The organism is Niameybacter sp. (assembly GCF_036655075.1).
Taxonomy (GTDB): domain Bacteria; phylum Bacillota; class Clostridia; order Lachnospirales; family Cellulosilyticaceae; genus Holtiella.
In genome coordinates this window covers 4,681-22,204 of record NZ_JAVVQU010000037.1, presented here as the reverse complement: position 1 = coordinate 22,204, position 17,524 = coordinate 4,681, and the positions used below count along the sequence as shown (strand labels likewise).

Genomic DNA, 17,524 nt, shown 5'->3' with positions numbered 1-17,524 from the left:
GGTAAACCACAAGGCGAAGGTAGACCACAAGGTGCAGGTAGACCACAAGGTGCAGGTAAACCACAAGGTGAAGGCAGACCACAAGGTGAAGGCAGACCACAAGGTACAGGTAAACCAAAAACAAATAGACCACAACCTGCTAAACCACAAGGCGAAGTAAGAGAAGAAGTTGAAAACAAAGCACCTCAAGCTAAAAAGCCTTATACAAAGAAATTCACAAATCGTAAACCTATGCCAGTAACAGAAGGTGAACAAGTTGAAACAACAGTAGATGAAAACATCTTATTTGGAAGAAATTCTGTAATTGAAGTTTTAAAATCAGGTCGTGATATTGAAAAAATTCTTATTCAAAGTGGCCAAGTAGAGGGTTCTATCAAAAAAATCATTGGTGATGCTAAAGCACGTGGTATTGTGATTCAAGAAGTTGAAAAATCAAGATTAGATGAACTTTCAAAAGGTGAAAGGCATCAAGGTGTTGTAGCTTATGCAAGTGCACATGAATATGTAGAAATTGAAGAAATCTTAAATGATGCTAAATCTAAAGGTGAAGATCCATTTATCTTAATTTTAGAAAATATTCAAGATCCTCATAACTTAGGTGCAATCATCCGTTCTGCACACAATGCAGGTGTACATGGTATCATCATTTCAAAACGTCGTGCAGTAGGCCTTACTTCTACAGTATCAAAAGCATCAGCAGGTGCTATTGAATATACAAAAGTAGCAAAAGTAGCAAACATTGCCCAAACAATCGAAGAGCTTAAAACTAAAGGCATCTGGGTGGCTTGTGCAGATATGGACGGAGAAATTATCTATACAGATAACTTAAGAGGACCTATCGGTATTGTTATTGGTAGTGAAGGAGAAGGTGTTTCTAGAAACGTAAAAAATAAATGTGACTTTGTTGTACGTATTCCAATGTATGGAAAAGTAACTTCTCTTAATGCTTCTGTAGCAGCAAGTATTCTCGCGTATGAAGTAGTAAGACAACGTCACTTCTAATATAGAGCTTTAAAAGCATAGACTGGGGGGTGTGGGAATGAAAACAGCCGATCTCTTAACAGATGAACAACTGATTGCAGCCTATCAAACTGGGGACAGGGGATGCATAGAAATACTTGTACAACGTTATAAACCTTTTGTACGAAAAAAGATTAAAGCAAATTATTTTGTAGGCGCAGATGTAGAGGATTTGATACAAGAAGGTATGGTCGGACTTTTTAAGGCGATTTGTGATTATAATCCACATAAAGATGCCACCTTTAAATCGTTTGCTACCTTATGTATTATAAGACAAATTAGTACAGCGTTTAAAACGGCAACCCGTCAAAAACATATGCCACTGAATACAAGTATCTCCCTCAACTTGCCTGTTGCAGGTGAAGAAGATGATGGCATTACTTTAATGGATACTTTAAAAGATACCATTAGTCATAATCCGGAAGAGATGATTATTCACCAAGAAGATTTGAAACTTCTTAAACAACATATGAAAGAAAGTTTAAGTGAGTTTGAATGGGAAGTGCTCAATGCACATACTCAAGGACAAAATTATCATGAGATTGCGGAACATATGGGGAAATCCGTCAAGTCTATTGATAACGCATTACAGCGTATAAAAAGAAAATTAAGTGAAGTTTTCCATTAAAAGAGTTTGCTTTTGCAAACTCTTTTTTGTATAATTTTATTATATTCTAAATTTACAGTAAGAATAGAAAAGGGGAGATTTGAAAATGAGTCAATGGCTTATTATTTTAATTGGAGTCGCAGCAGGTATTTTAGTCATTTTACTACTTATTGCATTATTGTGGAAAAAAGCACCACAAGATAAAGCAATTGTTGTAACCGGTCTAAAAAAGAGAGTCATTAGCGGCGCAGGTGGCATCGTTATTCCTATCTTTGAACAAGTAGACAAAATTTCTCTTGAAAATATGAAGGTAGAGATTAAAACATTTGGGTCTTTAGATAGTAACGGTGTACCTTTAGATACAGATGGAGTTGCTATTATTAAAATTAAATCGAACAAAGAATGTATTTTGCAGGCAATGGAACAGTTCAATACAGGACGTGAAAAAGAAACCATTCAAGTGATTAAGTCTACAGTTCAAGATGTACTTGAAGGAAAACTCCGTGAAATTATTTCTAAAATGACAGTAGAAGAAATTTATAAAGATCGTGAAATGTTTGCAAACCAAGTAGAAAGTGTAGCTAAAGCAGACCTTGAAAAGATGGGACTTGAAATTACAACTTTTACTATTCGTGACATTGATGACCAACAAGGGTATTTAAAAGCTTTAGGAGCAAAACAGATTGCTGAAGTGAAGAAAAATGCTGCTATTGCAGAGGCAGAAGCACAAAGAGAACAGATGCAAAAAACAGCAGAGGCTAAACGTGCAGGACGTGAAGCTCAAATTTTAGCTGAAACTGATATTGCGCGTGCAGAAAAGGAAAAAGAATTAAAAGTACAAGAATACAAAGAGCAAGAAAAACGTGCTCAAGCTAAGGCGGATTTAGCATACCAAGTAGAAGAAAATATTGTCAAAAAGCAAGTTATTGAAGGACAAAAAAATGCTGAACTTTTCGAAGAGCAACGTCAAACAGAGATTGCAGAACAACAGGCGAAAAAGAGAGAGCGTGAATTAGAAGCAACAATTAGAAAAGTAGCTGAAGCAGATAAATTCAAAATTGAAAAAAGTTCTGAAGCAGATAAATATCGTATTGAACAAAAAGCAGAGGCTGAACGTATTGAAATGATTAAACGAGCAGAGGCAGAAGCTCAAAGTATTCGACTTAAAGGGCAAGCGGAAGCGGAAGCAATTCGACTTAAAGGTGAAGCGAATGCAGATGCTATGAAGGCCGAAGCAGAGGCGATGAAAGAAAAAGCAGAAGCGTACAAAATGTACGGGGAAGCAGCTATTGTGGAAATGCTTACTTCCAAACTTCCAGCTATTGCATCAGCTATTTCTGAACCACTTAGTAAGACAGAAAAAATTGTGGTCATTGATAATGGAGATGGTGGTGGCGCTAGTAAAGTTACAAAAAGTGTTACCAACATTGTGTCTCAGTTACCAGAGGTTGTAAATTCACTTACAGGGATTAACTTAGTAGATGTAGTCAAAGGGATTGTAAAAGATAAGAAATAGATAATAGATAGAGGATAATGGGGTATTATACCTTTCAAGACATCACACAATGAGAAAAAAGCACAAAAATAAAAAGGCTTCCTAATTCTTTATTAGGAGGCCTTTAGCTGTGGAATAAGTGATGCATTTGTTGAGCATATAGAGGTCATTAAGTATTTGAGTTATAAGTTGTAGCAGTGATTAAGTGGTCCATTTCCTTGGCCAATATTAAGCCCATCACGGATGGCACCTGCCACATAGTCTTTGCTATGCTTTACACTTTCAGATAAAGTATAACCAAGGGCTAAGTTTGAGGCAATGGCACAAGAGAGTGTACAACCTGTACCGTGAGTATTAGAAGACTCATAGCGTTTACCTTCAAACCAGCTGAACGTATCATCTACAAAGTAAAGAAGGTCACTGGCTGTGTCGGTAAGTCTGGCAAGTTCATATAAATTAGGGGTAATCAGTGTGGCTAGAGGGAGTTTGGGATACAGTTTAAAGAGGAGGCCACAAGTGAGTGCCCCAAGCATACTACCAGGAAATGCTAAGAGTGTCCCAGTACCTGTTAAAACACGAATGAATGAAATGCAAAAAGCATATTATTTGATTATAATAAAAGTACTTTATTCATGATTCATTTGGTATTTAAGGTATTTAGCTCATTCTTTTGCTTTTTTTCTTCTTTTTCTGCTTCATGAAGGACTTGTATGCCTTAAATACCTTAATTAATTTAGTCATGTTAGACCTCCATAGAATAAGAAGCTGAATTTATCAAATAATTTTTAAAATACATTGCAATTTCTATACAAAGTGATATAATTATCACATAAAGAGATAATTATATCACTTTAGGAGGCGTCGTATGAAAAAGAAAAATTTGAAAGTAGGATGGGCTTTAGGGAATCAGGAGATAAAGACACGTACGATTTCTAAGCACTTAGGATGGTTGGGCTTCTTAGGGTTTATGGGTCCTATTGCGTATCTAACAACAGATTGGACAGGAAGTTTGGCTTTTCTTGTGTTTTTTGGGTTCTTTTCTTTTTATTTTGAAGGCAAGATGTCAGGTACTTTAAGAGATGAGCGCTATTTAGAAAATGAGCGTAGAGCACAGGGTGTGGCGTACCGTGTAGGTTTGATGATTATCTTTTTATCACTAATTGCTTGTGTCAACTGGATAGAGCCTTATGGATATAAGGCAGCTTATACATTCCTAATCGCAGTTCTTGCCTTAGATTGGGCAGTTGTAAGCAATTTATCCATAGGGCTTTTATACTACTGGGATAAACAGGAGCAAGATAATGAATGAGTTTAGATGCGAGCTCAAAAAGTATCGTGTATTAAAAGGGTTGACACAAGAACAGCTTGGCGACCAAGTAGGCGTAAGACGTGAAACAATTATGCGGTTAGAATCAGGCAAGTACAATCCGTCTTTAAAGCTTGCTATTGATATTTCAAGAGTTGTAGAGACACCAATAGAAACATTGTTTATATTTGATTAAGGACTAGTAGCTGTAGTCCTTTTTTTGTGCCTTTAAGTGATCAGGCTTGTACCTAGAGTAGAAGAAGAAGTCAAGCAATCTATAAAAAAGTAATAAAGTTTGGACAATTATACTATAAAGTATAGGTAAATAATATTATAATTTTATAATGAAAATTATAATATTATCTGATATAATCTATATTATTAGTTTATATTTTGATTTACAAGATGTAATTTTAGTAAAACGGTTTAAGAATCTAAAAAACCATCAGGGGGACTAATTTATGAACAACTGTAAAGTGCTATTCAATTTTATTCCGTATTTTGAAGATCCGACTGTAATCAGTTTAGGTTACAGACAACAAGACGATGAAATTACATCTTTTGTTGACGAAGTGTATCAATGTGGCATATTGAATAAAGATTATTTCAATGTGCTACAAGAAGTAGCACCAGGGGCAGACTATGAGTGTCTAATTCCAGACGCAGATTTAGAAACATTGAGAGTACTCTTAAGTTTTTACATATGTCAAAAGAATTTTGCCTCAACACTTTGGGAGACACCAATCAAAGGAAAAATATTTTTACAACTCCTCTATCGTTTACGAACTATACTAGGAGAGTAAATAAAGCACGAAAAGCCCACTCATGTAGTGGGCCTTTTTATCTAATCATGTGGTGATAGCCATATTTAGATAAATAAAATGGAGCAGATTAGTGAGGGTACTAATCTGCTCCTGTATGGGGAGGCTTATGTCCATATATATTTATATTAGGCGTTAGAGTAAAGTTCGGGGAGTACTCTACGCATAAGGGGGAGTGCTGTCCATATATGAGATATGTAGCTATGGTGCATAAGCCTCATGCTAAACTGTTCTCGAGTCTATAGGGGCGACTCAGTTTAGTCAAGTTAATAGTAGGTAAGGCAGGGGAGTGCCTTACATCGTCAGAATAGCATATATTACATAAAGCGTCAAGGGCTCATTAGTCAAATTGTGACAAGATAAGCGAAAAAGTATAAAATAAAGTCAAAAATACACAAATTTTAAAATGTATTTTGTATATTTTTGAAGGTTAATGTAATCAAGTATATAAATTCTAAATATGTTAAAATAGAAGATAAGGATAATAATTTAAGAATAGATAGATTTAAATTAGTAAAATCTATAGAAAATGTTAAAAAAGAGAGCTCTAAACCAATGGCATAATCACTAGAAAAATAATGATTTTTTTAGTGATTATGCCATTGGAGATACAAATTATACTATTTATAGCTTAGAATTTAAATCAAATAGCACACAAGTAAAAGTTAAAGGTGATATGTTGTACAGAAGGATTAGATCATATTGCTTTTCTTTTTGAAGAAGTTGGAAAGATTGAAAAAGAACATGAGGAACGTTATTTAAAGCTTACTTGAATCTTGTTTGACCAAAGGTATAAAACGTGCTAAACTACAAAAAATGTTTACAAATAGAGGGATTAACAGATTTTCCTTGGGGCTTATAACATTATAGAATGAGAGATTAATTTTGTGGAAAAAATAAATTTTGTAGTTGTATTTTTAGAAGGGATTCTTTCTTTTTTATCACCCTGTGTACTCCCCATACTTCCTGTATATTTAGCCGTATTAGCAAGAAGTGCCAGTGAAGGGGCAAGTCGCGAGGTAGAAGGGAAAGAAGGGATACAAAAAGAGAGCAAAAAGGTGTTACTGCGGAACACTTTCTTATTTGTACTAGGGATTGCAACGACCTTTTTCATCTTAGGGATGGGAATAGGCGCATTTCAAGGTTTTCTTGCTGAGTACAAGCGTTACTTCCTTATGGGAGGTGGAATCTTTATCTTGATTATGGGTTTTTTCTATATTGGGGATTTGAACATTCCTTTTCTTCAAAGAGAGCGTAAGTTCCATATGCAAGTTAAAGAGATGAATCCGCTGATTGCTTACTTATTAGGCTTTACCTTTAGTTTTGGATGGACACCTTGTATTGGGCCACTTTTAGCTTCAGTACTGGTTATGGCATCTACAAGTAGTAGTCATAACCAAGGGTTTATGCTCATAGGGGTCTATACGTTAGGTTTTATTATTCCTTTTATGCTTGTAGCAGTATTCTCAGAGAAGATGCTGCAATTATTAGACCGAGTGAAGTTGAAAATGAATATGATTCAGAAAATAGGGGGTTACTTATTACTTGTTGTTGGATGCCTCCTTTTAGCAAATGGGATAAGAACACCTAAGTTTGAAGTACCTAGTGGAGGTAGTGTAGTTGCACCTGGAAATGAGCAGAAAGAAGGTCAAGGAGAAGAAGAAAGTGTTGAACAACTGCAACAAGCTCCAGACTTTACGCTTACTGACCAGTATGGCAATACCCATACGCTAAGTGCATACAAGGGTAAGACGGTATTCTTAAACTTTTGGGCGACGTGGTGTCCACCTTGTAAGGAAGAGATGCCAGATATAGAAGCACTTTATAAGGACTATGGTCTAAATGCAGAAGATGTAGTCGTACTTGGAGTAGCTTTCCCTAATATGGGAGATGAAAAGTCCAAGGAAGAAGTGATACAGTTTTTAGAGGATGAGGGATATACTTTCCCTGTTGTGATGGACGAAGAAGGCGCACTAGCATACTATTATGGTATTTCAGCTTTCCCTACAACTTTCTTGATTAATCCAGATGGTACAGTAGAAGGCTATCTACGTGGCATGATGTCAAGAGAAATGATGGATGAAGTGATTAGCAAGACAAGAGAATAAAGGTTAAGTGAAGGGGCAACCTCACTTTTGCATAGTTGGAAATGCAGAAGGAGGTTGCCCCGTTATTTTTTTGAAGGTAGTACAGAAATAAGAGTAGGTGTTAAAACCACAGCGATAGGCAATTTCATCTAGGGAAAGCGTGGTCTCCTGCATAAGATGCTTGGCAGCATCTATACGTATTTTGTTTAAATATTGGGTGAAAGTAAGTCCTGTATCATTTTTAAATAAGGTACAAAAGTAACATTTGTTAAGGTGAATGCTATCACATACCGTATCTAAAGTAAGCGGTTCATTTAAATGTTGGTGCATATATTGAATAGCTTTTTTAATCCCAGGATTAGAGAACTTTTCGATGGAATAATCTTTACAATTGGCATAATGGATAATGAGATCTATACCTGCTTGTTTTATATTAGAGAAGCTTAAGGCATTGTTTATAGAATTATTATGGGTGATGCAACATTTATGTAAAGAGACGTTTTCTTTCATAAGGATATAATTATAGATTGAAAAATTAAGAGAGAGTACATAGAGTTTGCACGTAGATACCTCATGATCTTTCTCAACTAAAGTGAAAGTTTCTTTAAAAACTTTGAGTGCACCAGACTCATTGCCTGCATAAAGCAAAGAACAAATGGGATGGTGATTAAGTAGTAATTGGTCCATAGTAACCTCCTAAAGATATTTGAAATACAACAAAATATGGATAAACATAGAGCAAGTATAACATGATAAACTTAAGGTGTAAATGAAAATGAATATCAAAATTATAGTTTAATAATTTTAAAATAATATATCTATTTGGAGGTTATCATGAAAATACTTATTACATATTCAAGCAAGACAGGGAATACAAAACGCTTAGCAGAAGGGATTTATAACAACATTCAATTATCAGATGTAACGCTCTTACCGATTCATGAGGTAGAAGAGGTAGAAAGTTACGAAAGTATTTTAGTGGGTTATTGGGTAGATAAAGGCGGGCCAAATGAAGAGGCGGCTAAGTTTATGGAAGGGATTAAAGGGAAAAAAGTAGGTCTCTTTGCCACATTAGGAGCCTACCCAGATTCACAACATGGTTGGGATAGTCTTCTAAAAGGAGAAGCCTTGGTAAAAGAAGAGAATGAAGTTGTAGGCAAATATATTTGCCAAGGTGCTGTAGATGAAAAGCTTATTGAAGTGTTTAGAAAGTTTGCACCAGGTAATCCACATGCCATTACGGAAGCGAAACTTAAACGCTATGAAATTGCTAAACAACATCCCAATAAGGTGGAAATGGAGTCCATTGCGATCTTATTTAGAGAGAGACTTGTGTAATGTTTGGCGAAAGACTAAAGACCCATCATAGTGCTATGGCAGAAAGTCGTCAATATGCTAGAGGTCCTAGAAATGTGGCAGGGTTTTTAAATCAAACAAAGCCAAGTGTGAGCATAAAAGATAAAGGCACAATCTATATTCATGTACCTTTTTGCTCTAAGATTTGTAGCTTCTGTAATATGCGTAGAAGCTTGCAACAGCCTAAGGAACATTATCATGAGCTCATTTTGGAAGAAATGAAAGCCTATAGTCAGTTGCAGTATGTCAAAGGTTTAACTTTTGAAGCTATCTACTTTGGCGGTGGAACACCAACGACGTTATCAGTGGAAGGGCTACGCACTATTTTAAGAGGCTTAAAGACATGGTTTAACTTAAGTGAAGATGTAGAGATTACCATTGAAACGACTGTAACAGAGCTTACAAGTGAGAAACTTGAAATGTTTAAAGCAGAAGGGGTTAACCGATTTTCAGTAGGGATACAAACCTTTAATAATGTAGGCCGCCAACAAATGGGGCGTGTAGGAAGTGGCGAAATCGCTTATGAAAAGCTTAAAGAAATCAAGGAAATGGGCTTTCAAACAGTTAGTATGGACTTGATTTATAACTATCCAGGTCAAACAGTAGAAGATTTAGAAGAAGACTTAGAAAAAATAAGTGTACTAGGACTTGATGGCTTTTCCATGTATTCCCTTATTAATATGAAAGAGACTTCTATTGAGCATGCTCAAGCTATAGAGCAGGATGCCTTATTCTTTGAGACGATTACCAAGAAGATGGAAGACCGTGGCTATCACTTTTTAGAGCTGACTAAAATGGTGTCTAAAGATACCTATAAATATGTAATGAATCGCCATGAAGGTGCAGATACCTTGCCATTAGGAGCAGGTGCAGGGGGCTCATTGGGGAATCTTATGTTGATGAATCCGATTCAACTAGATGCCTATGAGACGGCTGTTGAGACCTTTACTACAAGAGAAGGTATGCTTTTTAGTGAAGACTATACAGAAATTGCAAAGTTTAAAGGGAGTATACAAAAGGCACGTTTACCAGAGAATGTATCACTCTATGAGGCCAAAGAAGCTTATGAAGATTGTCTTGAAAAGTTGATAGAAGAGGGCTATGTAAAAAAGACTGAACAAGGTTACCAGTTCACCGCTAAAGGCGTGTTCTGGGGTAATAATATTTCAAGATTACTGGATGACCTAAGAAAAAAGTAACTATTAGAAAAAATAATTAAAAGTCTAAATTAAGAAAAGAGAAAGAGGAAAAGAAATGAGTGTAAAAAAATTATTAGCTGTAGCAGGAGTTGGCATGATGGTACTCACAGGCTGTAGCACAACAATAGAACAACCAAAAGATGACATACAAGCTGGGAAAGAAAACGTAGATCATACAACCTCAGCAGATAAAATTAACCAACAAGAAGAAGTGAAAAAGGAAAATGAAGAGCCACTTAGAATTGTTTCGGCAACAGTATCCGCAACGCAACTTTTAGACCAGTTAGGTCAAGACTTAGTGGGCGTTCCACAAACCAAATTTACATTGCCAGAGCGTTATGAGGGGGTAACATTAGTTGGTCAAGCTATGAATCCTGACCTTGAGGCTATTGTAGCATTAGATTCTGATCTTGTAGTGATTGATACTATGTTTAAAGAAAATGTAGAAAAAAGTATAGAAGCTTTTGGGTTAAATGCTTTTTATTTTAATACAAGTACGTATAGCAAATTTTTAGTCAGCATTGAGGAACTAGGTGAAGCCATAGACAAAGAAGCAGAAGCAAAGGACTTTATTGAATCGCTTCAAGCAGTAGAAAATACAGTTAAAAATAAAGCCGAAGGTCAAGCGCCTACAGTAGCTGTGCTCTTCGGCGGTGGGGAAAACTTTATGCTTGCTACAGACCATTCTTATTTAGGAGACTTAGTAGATACAACCGGTGCTGTAAATATTACAGATGACTTAAATATTGAATCTGACTATATTCCATTTAGTATGGAACAAATTGTAGCGAGCAATCCAGACTACATTTTACGCTTTGCTCATGGGAACTTAGAAGAGACGAAGAAAGCTTTCGATGCAGCCTTTGATAAAAATCCTGCTTTTAAAACTTTAGATGCAGTCAAAGAAGGAAGCGTTGTAGATTTAGATCCCAATGTATTTGGTGTATCTGCTAATATCTATATAGTAGATGCCATTCAAAAATTGGGTGAACTCTTCTATGGTAACTAAAAATGAAAAACAAAAAAGTTGTATGGATTATAAGTAGTTACCTTTTACTTATAGGGTTAGTCATAGGATTTTCTACAGTAGGTAGTGTTAATTTAAGCTTTCAAGAAATTATAGGGGAGCTTGTACGTGGTGACAATGAGATGATTCATACCATTGTCTTTAAAATGAGACTGCCAAGAAATATTTTAGCTATTTTAGTTGGAGCAAACTTAGCCGTAGCAGGACTGTTTTTACAAGCTGTTATGAAAAATCCACTGGCAGACCCTGGGATTACAGGGGTATCAAGTGGGGCAAGTGTAGGCGCTATTATTATTTTACTTGTTTCACCGGCTTATACAGGTATTCTCCCTATTGTAGCCTTTGTAGGGGGAGGGGCAGCATGTGCGTTAGTGTATATGATGGCATGGAAAAAGGGCTTACAGCCTAATCGTATTGTCCTTGCAGGGGTAGCGGTGAACACTATTTTAGGAGGGATTATTTCCTTCTTTTCAACGATGTATAGTGACCGTATACAAAGTGCAATGCTCTGGTTAAATGGAAGTCTTGCTACAAAGACATGGGCAGATGTACAAACTTTAATTGGCTACTCCATTGTGGGCTTACTGGTTTCTTTCTTATTAATTAGAAAAGCAAATATTTTGCAATTAGGAGATGAAGCAGCTATTAATTTAGGCGTGAATATCCACTGGGCACGTATGATTATATCGGTCGTGGCAGTATTCTTGGCAGCTACAGCTACAGCTGTTGTAGGGATTGTAAGCTTTGTGGGACTTATTGTACCCCATATTGCACGTATGCTGATGGGGAATGACCATAAGTATACACTACCCTTTAGTATGGCACTTGGAAGTATTGTCTTGTTGATGGCAGACACACTAGGTCGGACAATAGGTGGTTCCATAGAGATACCGGTAGGGGTTATTATGGCTATTGTAGGGGGACCGTTCTTCCTCTATTTATTAAGAAAGAAAGGGGTGTAGGCATGATTCAAGCAGAGCATATACAAGTTGGATATGATGAAAAAATTGTTATTGAAGATTTAAGCTTAAACATTGAACAAGGAGAAATTGTCTCTATTTTAGGGCCTAATGGGTGTGGGAAGTCTACCTTGCTTAAGACCCTTTCAAGAGTAATTAAACCTCAAAGTGGGCAAGTCCTTGTAGAGGGTAACCCTATTAAAAATATTCCTACAAAAGCATTAGCTTGCAAAATGGCTATGCTTTCTCAACACAATACAGCACCAGCAGGCATTACAGTCAAGGAACTCGTCTATTACGGACGGATTCCACATAAAAAATGGTATGAAACAAAAAATAAAGAAGATGAAAAACTTATAGAATGGGCTTTAGAACATACAGGACTTAGTGAATATAAGGAGAGACAAGTAAGTAGCCTTTCAGGTGGGGAAAGACAAAGAGTATGGCTAGCCATGGCACTCGCTCAAAGGCCACAGGTACTGTTCTTAGATGAACCGACCACTTACTTAGATATTTCTCACCAACTAGAATTGATGGAGCTCATACGTGCCATTAACCAAAAGTTTAATATGACCATTGTGATGGTTTTACATGACTTAAATCAAGCGAGTGAATACAGTGAACGCTTGATAGTGATGCAACAAGGCAGTATTAAGGGAGATGGAACACCTAAAGCATTGATTAATGAAAAGTTCCTTAGAGATATTTATCATATTGAATGTGATATAGACATCAATCCGCTCACACATAAACCACGTATTCACCCAGTAAAAACATGCCGCACGCATTGTGCATTTAATTTAATGAAAATAAAAGGAGAACATTAGAAATGGAACAATTATTACAACAAAAAACACTTATGATCAGTTCAATGACAAAGGAAGGAAAACCTTTTATCAGTTACGCGCCTTTTGTAAAAGTAGAAGAAAAATTTTATATTTATATTAGTGAAACAGCGGAGCACTATGAGAATCTGTGTCACAACAAGGAGATAGCCGTTATGCTCATTGAAGATGAACAAACAGCTAAAACCATTTTTGCAAGATGTCGTGTATCTTTTAACTGTACAGCGTCGTTGCTTGAAGCAGAAGATGAGAAGATTTGGGAAGCTTTTGAACAAGTACAAGGGAGTGAGCTCTTACAAGTCCTTAAGACATTGGATTTCCATATGTTTGAGCTGACACCTCATACAGGCAGATTAGTCAAAGGCTTTGGAAAAGCTTATAACTTGACTTTAAAAGAAGGCAAGTGGGAACAAGACCAAGCTACAGGCATGGGACATGGGCAAGGAAAACCTATGGGGCATCCTGGAAGAATGTAGGTGCTTGATACACTAGATAAGGTTTGGATGAGATATAGAATAGATTTTAAAAATGAATAAGTTATGCAACTATATAAAGATAGCCGTGAAACTAATTTCTAGTTTTACGGCTATCTTTATAACCTCTTGCTACTAGGCTTGGAAGTTGAAGTTGTTAATAGATGCTTTACGATTGCCTGCGTTAGAGATGGCACTAGGTGCGCCTACATCTTTACCTAAGTTGTTGGTATAGATCCAAGTGATAAGGTCACCAGGTTTTACTTTGTAGACAGAAGGGCCTTCATCTGGGAAAGTGTTGTTGACTTTGTAGAGCCAGCCACTAAGTGGACCGTTGTCTTGTTGGGCTAAGCCACCTATAGAGGTTATATAGGTACCAGCTCCAGATCCACCTGTTTGAAAAGCAAGCTTGTTAGCTTTTAGTCCATCGGAAGAAGCACTTAAAGCATTAGTATTTGTTCCAATTGGAACTTGAGTAGGAGGTGCTACAACTGTTTTGCCACCTGGGCCAAGTACCTCAAAAATAATAGATTGGCTAGGGTCAGCTACACGTGTATCAGTTGAAGATGTATGCGTAGAACTTCTGAAAAGTTCAGAAGAATTTTGACTTAAAAAAAGGTAAGCGGCAGCTGCAGCCACAGCTACTAAAGATTTGTTTTCCATTAAACATCATCCTTTGCTATAAAATGAATATAAGATTACATTACATTTTATGCAAAAACTGGAAGTTGGTTACACACTAAAGAGTCCATATTTAATACGTACTCGACCTAGAATTTGAAACCAAGCCTTAGAAAAGACGAGTAAAAAGAACACATTGCTTAGTCCATGGGCTAAGTCAAAGTACAAGGATGTGGCCATAGAGGTAGCAAACAAAGCTAGGGTGAACTGATCAAAGAAAGACACGACAGACCAAATATTCATAATCCATCCAAATAAGAAGCCCCAGATGAATCCAAAGGTACAGAGAATAAAAGGTGCTTTAGTATAAGTTTTGTAAGCAAAGAGGCCACTAGAAAGACCCATCATACTCCAAGCAAACATTTGCCATAGAGTCCAGGGGCCTTGTCCTAAAACTAAGTTAGAGGATAGGGCGCTCAGTGCCCCCACTAAAAAGCCAATTTCCCCACCAAAAATGACACCTGTCAAAATAATGATAAAAGAAGTGGGCTGGATACTAGGTAAGGCTGTAAAAGGAATACGAGCAACAGCACCTAGAGCGCTTAAAACAGCAATAAGGATGACTTCTTCAGCTTGTAAAGGACGCTTTTCAAAATGATGAACGACAGGATACATACTGAGTATAATCATGACTGTACTCAATAGGAAAAAGTACTGGTTGTATTTAAAAGACAAAGTGAGTAAGACAATGTCCAAAAGTGCAATACTTATAAAAATGAAGAGGTTACGTATGCGCAAGGGCTTTCACCTCCTCTAAGGTAATGGCATGAGGGAGACGCTTTTTCACTGTGCGGTGAATGGTAGTTGTATAAAAGACGTTGTCACTAAAGAAAGTGGTGCTAGGGGACAAAGCAAGGAGCTTACCACTAAACATTAAAGTCACCCAAGTGGCATAGGCGGCAATGAATTCTAAGTCATGGCTGACCATCACAATCGTTTTACCCTTAGCAAGTAAGGCTTGAAGGTAGCGGGCTAATTGCTTTTTAAAGTAAGGGTCTAAGCCTTTGGTTGGCTCGTCCAACAAGAGTAAGCTTGGGTTTCTTAAAAGCACAGTAGCAAGAGCAACTTTTTGCATTTCACCGCCACTAAGGTCATAAGGATGATGCCCTAAAAGGGGCTCTAAGGTGAGAAATTGGATAATCTCCTTTAGGGCATGAGTCTGCTCAGAAGTAGGGGAAGCACCTAATGTATTTTCAAGTTGGGCACTAACAGTAGTCTCATGAAAGAGTGTCATGGGGTTTTGGGGTAAATACCCTATGGATGCCGAAGTTTGAATTTTTCCTTTTAAAGGCTGTAAAATACCTGCAAGCACCTTTAAGAAAGTAGATTTGCCCGAACCATTGCCTCCGAGTATAGCTAAGAGGGCGCCGTCAGGTACCTTGAGGTTGACACGTTCTAGCACGAGAGGAGAAGACTTACTATATTGAAAATACAAGTCTTTGCAAGTAAGAATAGCAGGAGCTTGCTCATAGGTGCTAGGTAGAGGTGTAGGCGTGAACGTATCACGAGCTAAGGCCTCAAACCAAGAAGTAGCTTCTCTTGGAGTGAGTGGGATAGCTTGGGCCTTTACATCCTTTTCAATGCCTAGATATAGTCTGCTGACAGTGGGGATATAGTCAAGGAGTGTAGCTTCACCTTGTACATAGAGGTCATAGAGTGCGAGGCGAGGTGGACCTGTATAGGTAATTTGTCCCTTTTGTAAAATAAATACTTGATGGATAAGGGGAAAGATAGGTTCTAACTGATGCTCAGTCATAATGATGGTGATGCCAAACTCCTCATTAAGTCGTTTTAAAATATTTAAGAAATTTTGTGTTGCAATGGGGTCAAGCTGAGAAGTGGGCTCGTCAAGTAAGAGGACATCTGGATATAAAGTCATAATACTAGCTAAGTTGAGCAGCTGCTTTTGCCCACCAGAAAGCTCATAAGTAGCTTTGTACAGCCAGTGATTAATGCCTAAAAAGGTACTGATTTCTCCAATGCGGCGTTGCATTTCTAGAGGGTCAAAACCTAAGTTTTCCATGCCAAAGGCTAATTCTTCATAGACTGTGGAGAGGACAATTTGTTGATCAGGATTTTGAAACACCATCCCAATTTGACTGGCGGTGCGTTTTGGTGGAAGGGTGTCTAATGGAGCACCTTCAAAAAGGACTTCCCCTATACGGGTGCCTACAGGCCAAATTTCTTTTTTAAGCTGACGAAGTAGTGTACTTTTACCCGAACCAGATGGACCAAAAAGTAGGACAAAGTCACCTTTTTGAATGTTAAGATGTACATCCTTCAAAGTAGGTGAGGTATGAAGCGGATAAGTAAATGTTAAGTTGTGGATTTCATAAAGTGCCATCTAAGGGCCTCCCTTCCTTCTATCCATAATGGCAAGCTGGCAAATAACAAAATGCACCCCCAGTAAAAGGCAACGAAGCAGTGCGTTGAAGTGGGCTGATTAAGGCCCATGAAAGTACCTACAAGTATGAAAATCATCAGGAGTATGCTTATACCTATAAGCCAAAAGTCTCTTGTGTCAAAGGTATAAAAAGTGGCAGAAGTACGCGAGCTCGTGCCATAGCCACGGGCGCGCATAGAGACAGCATTTTCAAGGGATTCTTCTAAGGTCCAGCTCACTAAGGTATTGAGTGTGGTCATGGATTCTATGATCCGTTCCTTTAAAGACGGTTTCTGGGAAGATGCGTTTGCTTGCATCAAAGTTCTACGCACTTCTATAATTTCTTGCATTCTCCTTGTAAATAAAGGGATGAATCCCATAATGATAGTTAAGATAAAAGACATTTTAGGGATAAGATTACCAAACAAATAAAGAAATTTCTGAGGGGTAATAATCAAGTTATAAGCAAGAAACATGAACAAAATATTTAGGAGAGAGAGTGCAAAAGTGACACCACTTAGGACGCCCTCTAGGGTAATGCTACGATTTTTTAAATAAAAGAGCACAGTAGCACCTTCAGTAGAAAAAAGAGGATTAAGTATGAGGATGACAGTTGCCATCAATAAGTAGAATTTAAGTTGTTTGCGTAAGCTAGCCAATCGGTCTAAAAAGTAGAGTAGCCCTAGGGTCATACAAAGTAACCCCAAAAGATAAAGTGGGGATTTAATAGACATACTTAGGATAAGTATAATCATAAAATAACAAAAACTAAGGAGTGGATGTACGCTTATAAAGCCACTTTGCATAATGGAAGTCTCCTTTCCGTATAGATTTTAGAGGTCTAACAAATTTAGTATAAGAACTCTAGATAAGAATTATACTTTTTAGACAAAATAATAGATTTGTCCACAGGCATATGAGGATTAGGTTTGTCGTATAAATTTGAGTTAAGTTCCTAGGATAGGAGTACACAAAATGTCACAGTTTATGGTATAATAAGCAACACAACATAAAAGAAGGTGACAATATAATGAATGAAGTTCCAGTTGATTTAATGCAATACGCACTTGGAGGTGCCAGTTTATTTATCCTAATTGCAGTGGGGTTTGTAGCCATTGCTTGGAAAGGGCTTGCAAAGCGAGATGCTAAAAAGGAAGTTAAAAATAAAAAAAAACAAGAGAAGCGTCAACAAAAAAAAGAAACCAAGCTAGAAGCAAAAGCACAAAAACAACAGACAAAAAAAGTGGTAAAGCCAGTAGCAAAGG

Annotated in this window: 20 protein-coding genes; 14 read left to right on the top strand and 6 right to left on the bottom strand. The window is 37.2% G+C overall.

What is annotated here, in order from left to right; translation table 11 throughout:
• Positions 1-231: 231 nt before the first annotated feature.
• From rlmB to RRY75_RS10590, 3 genes are all read left to right on the top strand, one after another.
• Positions 232-1,002: a 23S rRNA (guanosine(2251)-2'-O)-methyltransferase RlmB gene (rlmB, locus tag RRY75_RS10600; RefSeq protein ID WP_334309736.1), complete on the top strand. Its 771-nt coding sequence runs from the start codon at positions 232-234 to the stop codon at positions 1,000-1,002.
• A 37-nt stretch (positions 1,003-1,039) separates the two neighbouring features.
• Positions 1,040-1,648, top strand: coding sequence for an RNA polymerase sporulation sigma factor SigH (sigH, locus tag RRY75_RS10595; RefSeq protein WP_332493897.1), 609 nt, complete (start codon positions 1,040-1,042; stop codon positions 1,646-1,648).
• Between the two features lie 85 nt (positions 1,649-1,733).
• On the top strand, positions 1,734-3,143 hold the full coding sequence (locus RRY75_RS10590; RefSeq protein ID WP_332527832.1) for a flotillin family protein: 1,410 nt from the start codon (positions 1,734-1,736) through the stop codon (positions 3,141-3,143).
• 161 nt (positions 3,144-3,304) lie between these two features.
• Here RRY75_RS10590 and RRY75_RS10585 read toward each other — a convergent pair whose 3' ends face one another.
• Complete coding sequence (locus RRY75_RS10585) at positions 3,305-3,712, bottom strand: energy coupling factor transporter S component ThiW (protein ID WP_332527837.1); 408 nt, start codon at positions 3,710-3,712, stop codon at positions 3,305-3,307.
• A 275-nt stretch (positions 3,713-3,987) separates the two neighbouring features.
• Here RRY75_RS10585 and RRY75_RS10580 point away from each other — a divergent pair, with 275 nt between their 5' ends.
• The 4 genes from RRY75_RS10580 (at position 3,988) to RRY75_RS10565 (ending at position 7,357) form a co-directional block, all read left to right on the top strand.
• Positions 3,988-4,431, top strand: a complete 444-nt coding sequence (locus tag RRY75_RS10580) for a DUF3796 domain-containing protein (protein WP_332527831.1) — start codon at positions 3,988-3,990, stop codon at positions 4,429-4,431.
• On the top strand, positions 4,424-4,624 hold the full coding sequence (locus RRY75_RS10575; protein WP_332493739.1) for a helix-turn-helix transcriptional regulator: 201 nt from the start codon (positions 4,424-4,426) through the stop codon (positions 4,622-4,624). Before RRY75_RS10580 ends, RRY75_RS10575 begins: the two co-directional genes overlap by 8 nt.
• 265 nt (positions 4,625-4,889) lie before the next feature.
• The gene (locus RRY75_RS10570; RefSeq protein WP_332527830.1) at positions 4,890-5,231 is read left to right on the top strand and encodes a DUF6508 domain-containing protein; all 342 of its coding nucleotides are present in this window, start codon (positions 4,890-4,892) and stop codon (positions 5,229-5,231) included.
• A gap of 905 nt (positions 5,232-6,136) precedes the next feature.
• Positions 6,137-7,357, top strand: a complete 1,221-nt coding sequence (locus RRY75_RS10565) for a cytochrome c biogenesis protein/redoxin (protein ID WP_332493735.1) — start codon at positions 6,137-6,139, stop codon at positions 7,355-7,357.
• A 21-nt stretch (positions 7,358-7,378) separates the two neighbouring features.
• Here RRY75_RS10565 and RRY75_RS10560 read toward each other — a convergent pair whose 3' ends face one another.
• On the bottom strand, positions 7,379-8,023 hold the full coding sequence (locus RRY75_RS10560) for a helix-turn-helix domain-containing protein (RefSeq protein WP_332493734.1): 645 nt from the start codon (positions 8,021-8,023) through the stop codon (positions 7,379-7,381).
• A gap of 147 nt (positions 8,024-8,170) precedes the next feature.
• Between RRY75_RS10560 and RRY75_RS10555 the strand changes: the two genes are divergently transcribed.
• Genes RRY75_RS10555 through RRY75_RS10530 form a run of 6 tightly spaced genes read left to right on the top strand, consistent with a single transcriptional unit; the run spans position 8,171 to position 13,198 of the window.
• Positions 8,171-8,674 carry a flavodoxin family protein gene (locus tag RRY75_RS10555; protein WP_332493732.1) on the top strand — a complete coding sequence of 168 codons (504 nt, stop codon included), beginning with the start codon at positions 8,171-8,173 and terminating at the stop codon, positions 8,672-8,674.
• Positions 8,674-9,891, top strand: a complete 1,218-nt coding sequence (locus RRY75_RS10550; RefSeq protein WP_332493731.1) for a coproporphyrinogen-III oxidase family protein — start codon at positions 8,674-8,676, stop codon at positions 9,889-9,891. Before RRY75_RS10555 ends, RRY75_RS10550 begins: the two co-directional genes overlap by 1 nt.
• A gap of 55 nt (positions 9,892-9,946) precedes the next feature.
• A complete protein-coding gene (locus RRY75_RS10545; protein WP_332493729.1) occupies positions 9,947-10,900 on the top strand; it encodes an ABC transporter substrate-binding protein in 954 nt (317 codons plus the stop codon).
• Between the two features lie 2 nt (positions 10,901-10,902).
• On the top strand, positions 10,903-11,880 hold the full coding sequence (locus tag RRY75_RS10540; RefSeq protein ID WP_332527851.1) for a FecCD family ABC transporter permease: 978 nt from the start codon (positions 10,903-10,905) through the stop codon (positions 11,878-11,880).
• Between the two features lie 2 nt (positions 11,881-11,882).
• Positions 11,883-12,704, top strand: a complete 822-nt coding sequence (locus tag RRY75_RS10535; RefSeq protein ID WP_332493725.1) for an ABC transporter ATP-binding protein — start codon at positions 11,883-11,885, stop codon at positions 12,702-12,704.
• Between the two features lie 2 nt (positions 12,705-12,706).
• Positions 12,707-13,198: a HugZ family pyridoxamine 5'-phosphate oxidase gene (locus RRY75_RS10530; protein ID WP_332493724.1), complete on the top strand. Its 492-nt coding sequence runs from the start codon at positions 12,707-12,709 to the stop codon at positions 13,196-13,198.
• Positions 13,199-13,330: 132 nt separating this feature from the next.
• Here RRY75_RS10530 and RRY75_RS10525 read toward each other — a convergent pair whose 3' ends face one another.
• The 4 genes from RRY75_RS10525 to RRY75_RS10510 form a co-directional block, all read right to left on the bottom strand.
• A complete protein-coding gene (locus RRY75_RS10525; protein WP_332493722.1) occupies positions 13,331-13,858 on the bottom strand; it encodes a DUF4430 domain-containing protein in 528 nt (175 codons plus the stop codon).
• Between the two features lie 69 nt (positions 13,859-13,927).
• Positions 13,928-14,614: an ECF transporter S component gene (locus RRY75_RS10520; protein ID WP_332493720.1), complete on the bottom strand. Its 687-nt coding sequence runs from the start codon at positions 14,612-14,614 to the stop codon at positions 13,928-13,930.
• Entirely contained in the window at positions 14,601-16,220 is a 1,620-nt protein-coding gene (locus RRY75_RS10515; protein WP_332493719.1) for an ABC transporter ATP-binding protein, read from the bottom strand. Before RRY75_RS10515 ends, RRY75_RS10520 begins: the two co-directional genes overlap by 14 nt.
• Positions 16,193-17,065, bottom strand: coding sequence for an energy-coupling factor transporter transmembrane component T (locus RRY75_RS10510; RefSeq protein WP_332493718.1), 873 nt, complete (start codon positions 17,063-17,065; stop codon positions 16,193-16,195). Before RRY75_RS10510 ends, RRY75_RS10515 begins: the two co-directional genes overlap by 28 nt.
• 224 nt (positions 17,066-17,289) lie before the next feature.
• On the opposite strand from RRY75_RS10510, the gene RRY75_RS10505 reads away from it, so the two are divergent.
• A partial coding sequence (locus RRY75_RS10505; protein ID WP_332716678.1) for a hypothetical protein occupies positions 17,290-17,524 on the top strand: 235 nt, incomplete at its 3' end.

Coding starts and splice junctions, on each gene's coding strand:
- rlmB (WP_334309736.1), top strand. CDS start 232: ATGCCAGTAACAGAAGGTGAACAAGTTGAAACAACAGTAGATGAAAAC.
- sigH (WP_332493897.1), top strand. CDS start 1,040: ATGAAAACAGCCGATCTCTTAACAGATGAACAACTGATTGCAGCCTAT.
- RRY75_RS10590 (WP_332527832.1), top strand. CDS start 1,734: ATGAGTCAATGGCTTATTATTTTAATTGGAGTCGCAGCAGGTATTTTA.
- RRY75_RS10580 (WP_332527831.1), top strand. CDS start 3,988: ATGAAAAAGAAAAATTTGAAAGTAGGATGGGCTTTAGGGAATCAGGAG.
- RRY75_RS10575 (WP_332493739.1), top strand. CDS start 4,424: ATGAATGAGTTTAGATGCGAGCTCAAAAAGTATCGTGTATTAAAAGGG.
- RRY75_RS10570 (WP_332527830.1), top strand. CDS start 4,890: ATGAACAACTGTAAAGTGCTATTCAATTTTATTCCGTATTTTGAAGAT.
- RRY75_RS10560 (WP_332493734.1), bottom strand. CDS start 8,023: ATGGACCAATTACTACTTAATCACCATCCCATTTGTTCTTTGCTTTAT.
- RRY75_RS10555 (WP_332493732.1), top strand. CDS start 8,171: ATGAAAATACTTATTACATATTCAAGCAAGACAGGGAATACAAAACGC.
- RRY75_RS10550 (WP_332493731.1), top strand. CDS start 8,674: ATGTTTGGCGAAAGACTAAAGACCCATCATAGTGCTATGGCAGAAAGT.
- RRY75_RS10545 (WP_332493729.1), top strand. CDS start 9,947: ATGAGTGTAAAAAAATTATTAGCTGTAGCAGGAGTTGGCATGATGGTA.
- RRY75_RS10540 (WP_332527851.1), top strand. CDS start 10,903: ATGAAAAACAAAAAAGTTGTATGGATTATAAGTAGTTACCTTTTACTT.
- RRY75_RS10535 (WP_332493725.1), top strand. CDS start 11,883: ATGATTCAAGCAGAGCATATACAAGTTGGATATGATGAAAAAATTGTT.
- RRY75_RS10530 (WP_332493724.1), top strand. CDS start 12,707: ATGGAACAATTATTACAACAAAAAACACTTATGATCAGTTCAATGACA.
- RRY75_RS10525 (WP_332493722.1), bottom strand. CDS start 13,858: ATGGAAAACAAATCTTTAGTAGCTGTGGCTGCAGCTGCCGCTTACCTT.
- RRY75_RS10515 (WP_332493719.1), bottom strand. CDS start 16,220: ATGGCACTTTATGAAATCCACAACTTAACATTTACTTATCCGCTTCAT.
- RRY75_RS10510 (WP_332493718.1), bottom strand. CDS start 17,065: ATGCAAAGTGGCTTTATAAGCGTACATCCACTCCTTAGTTTTTGTTAT.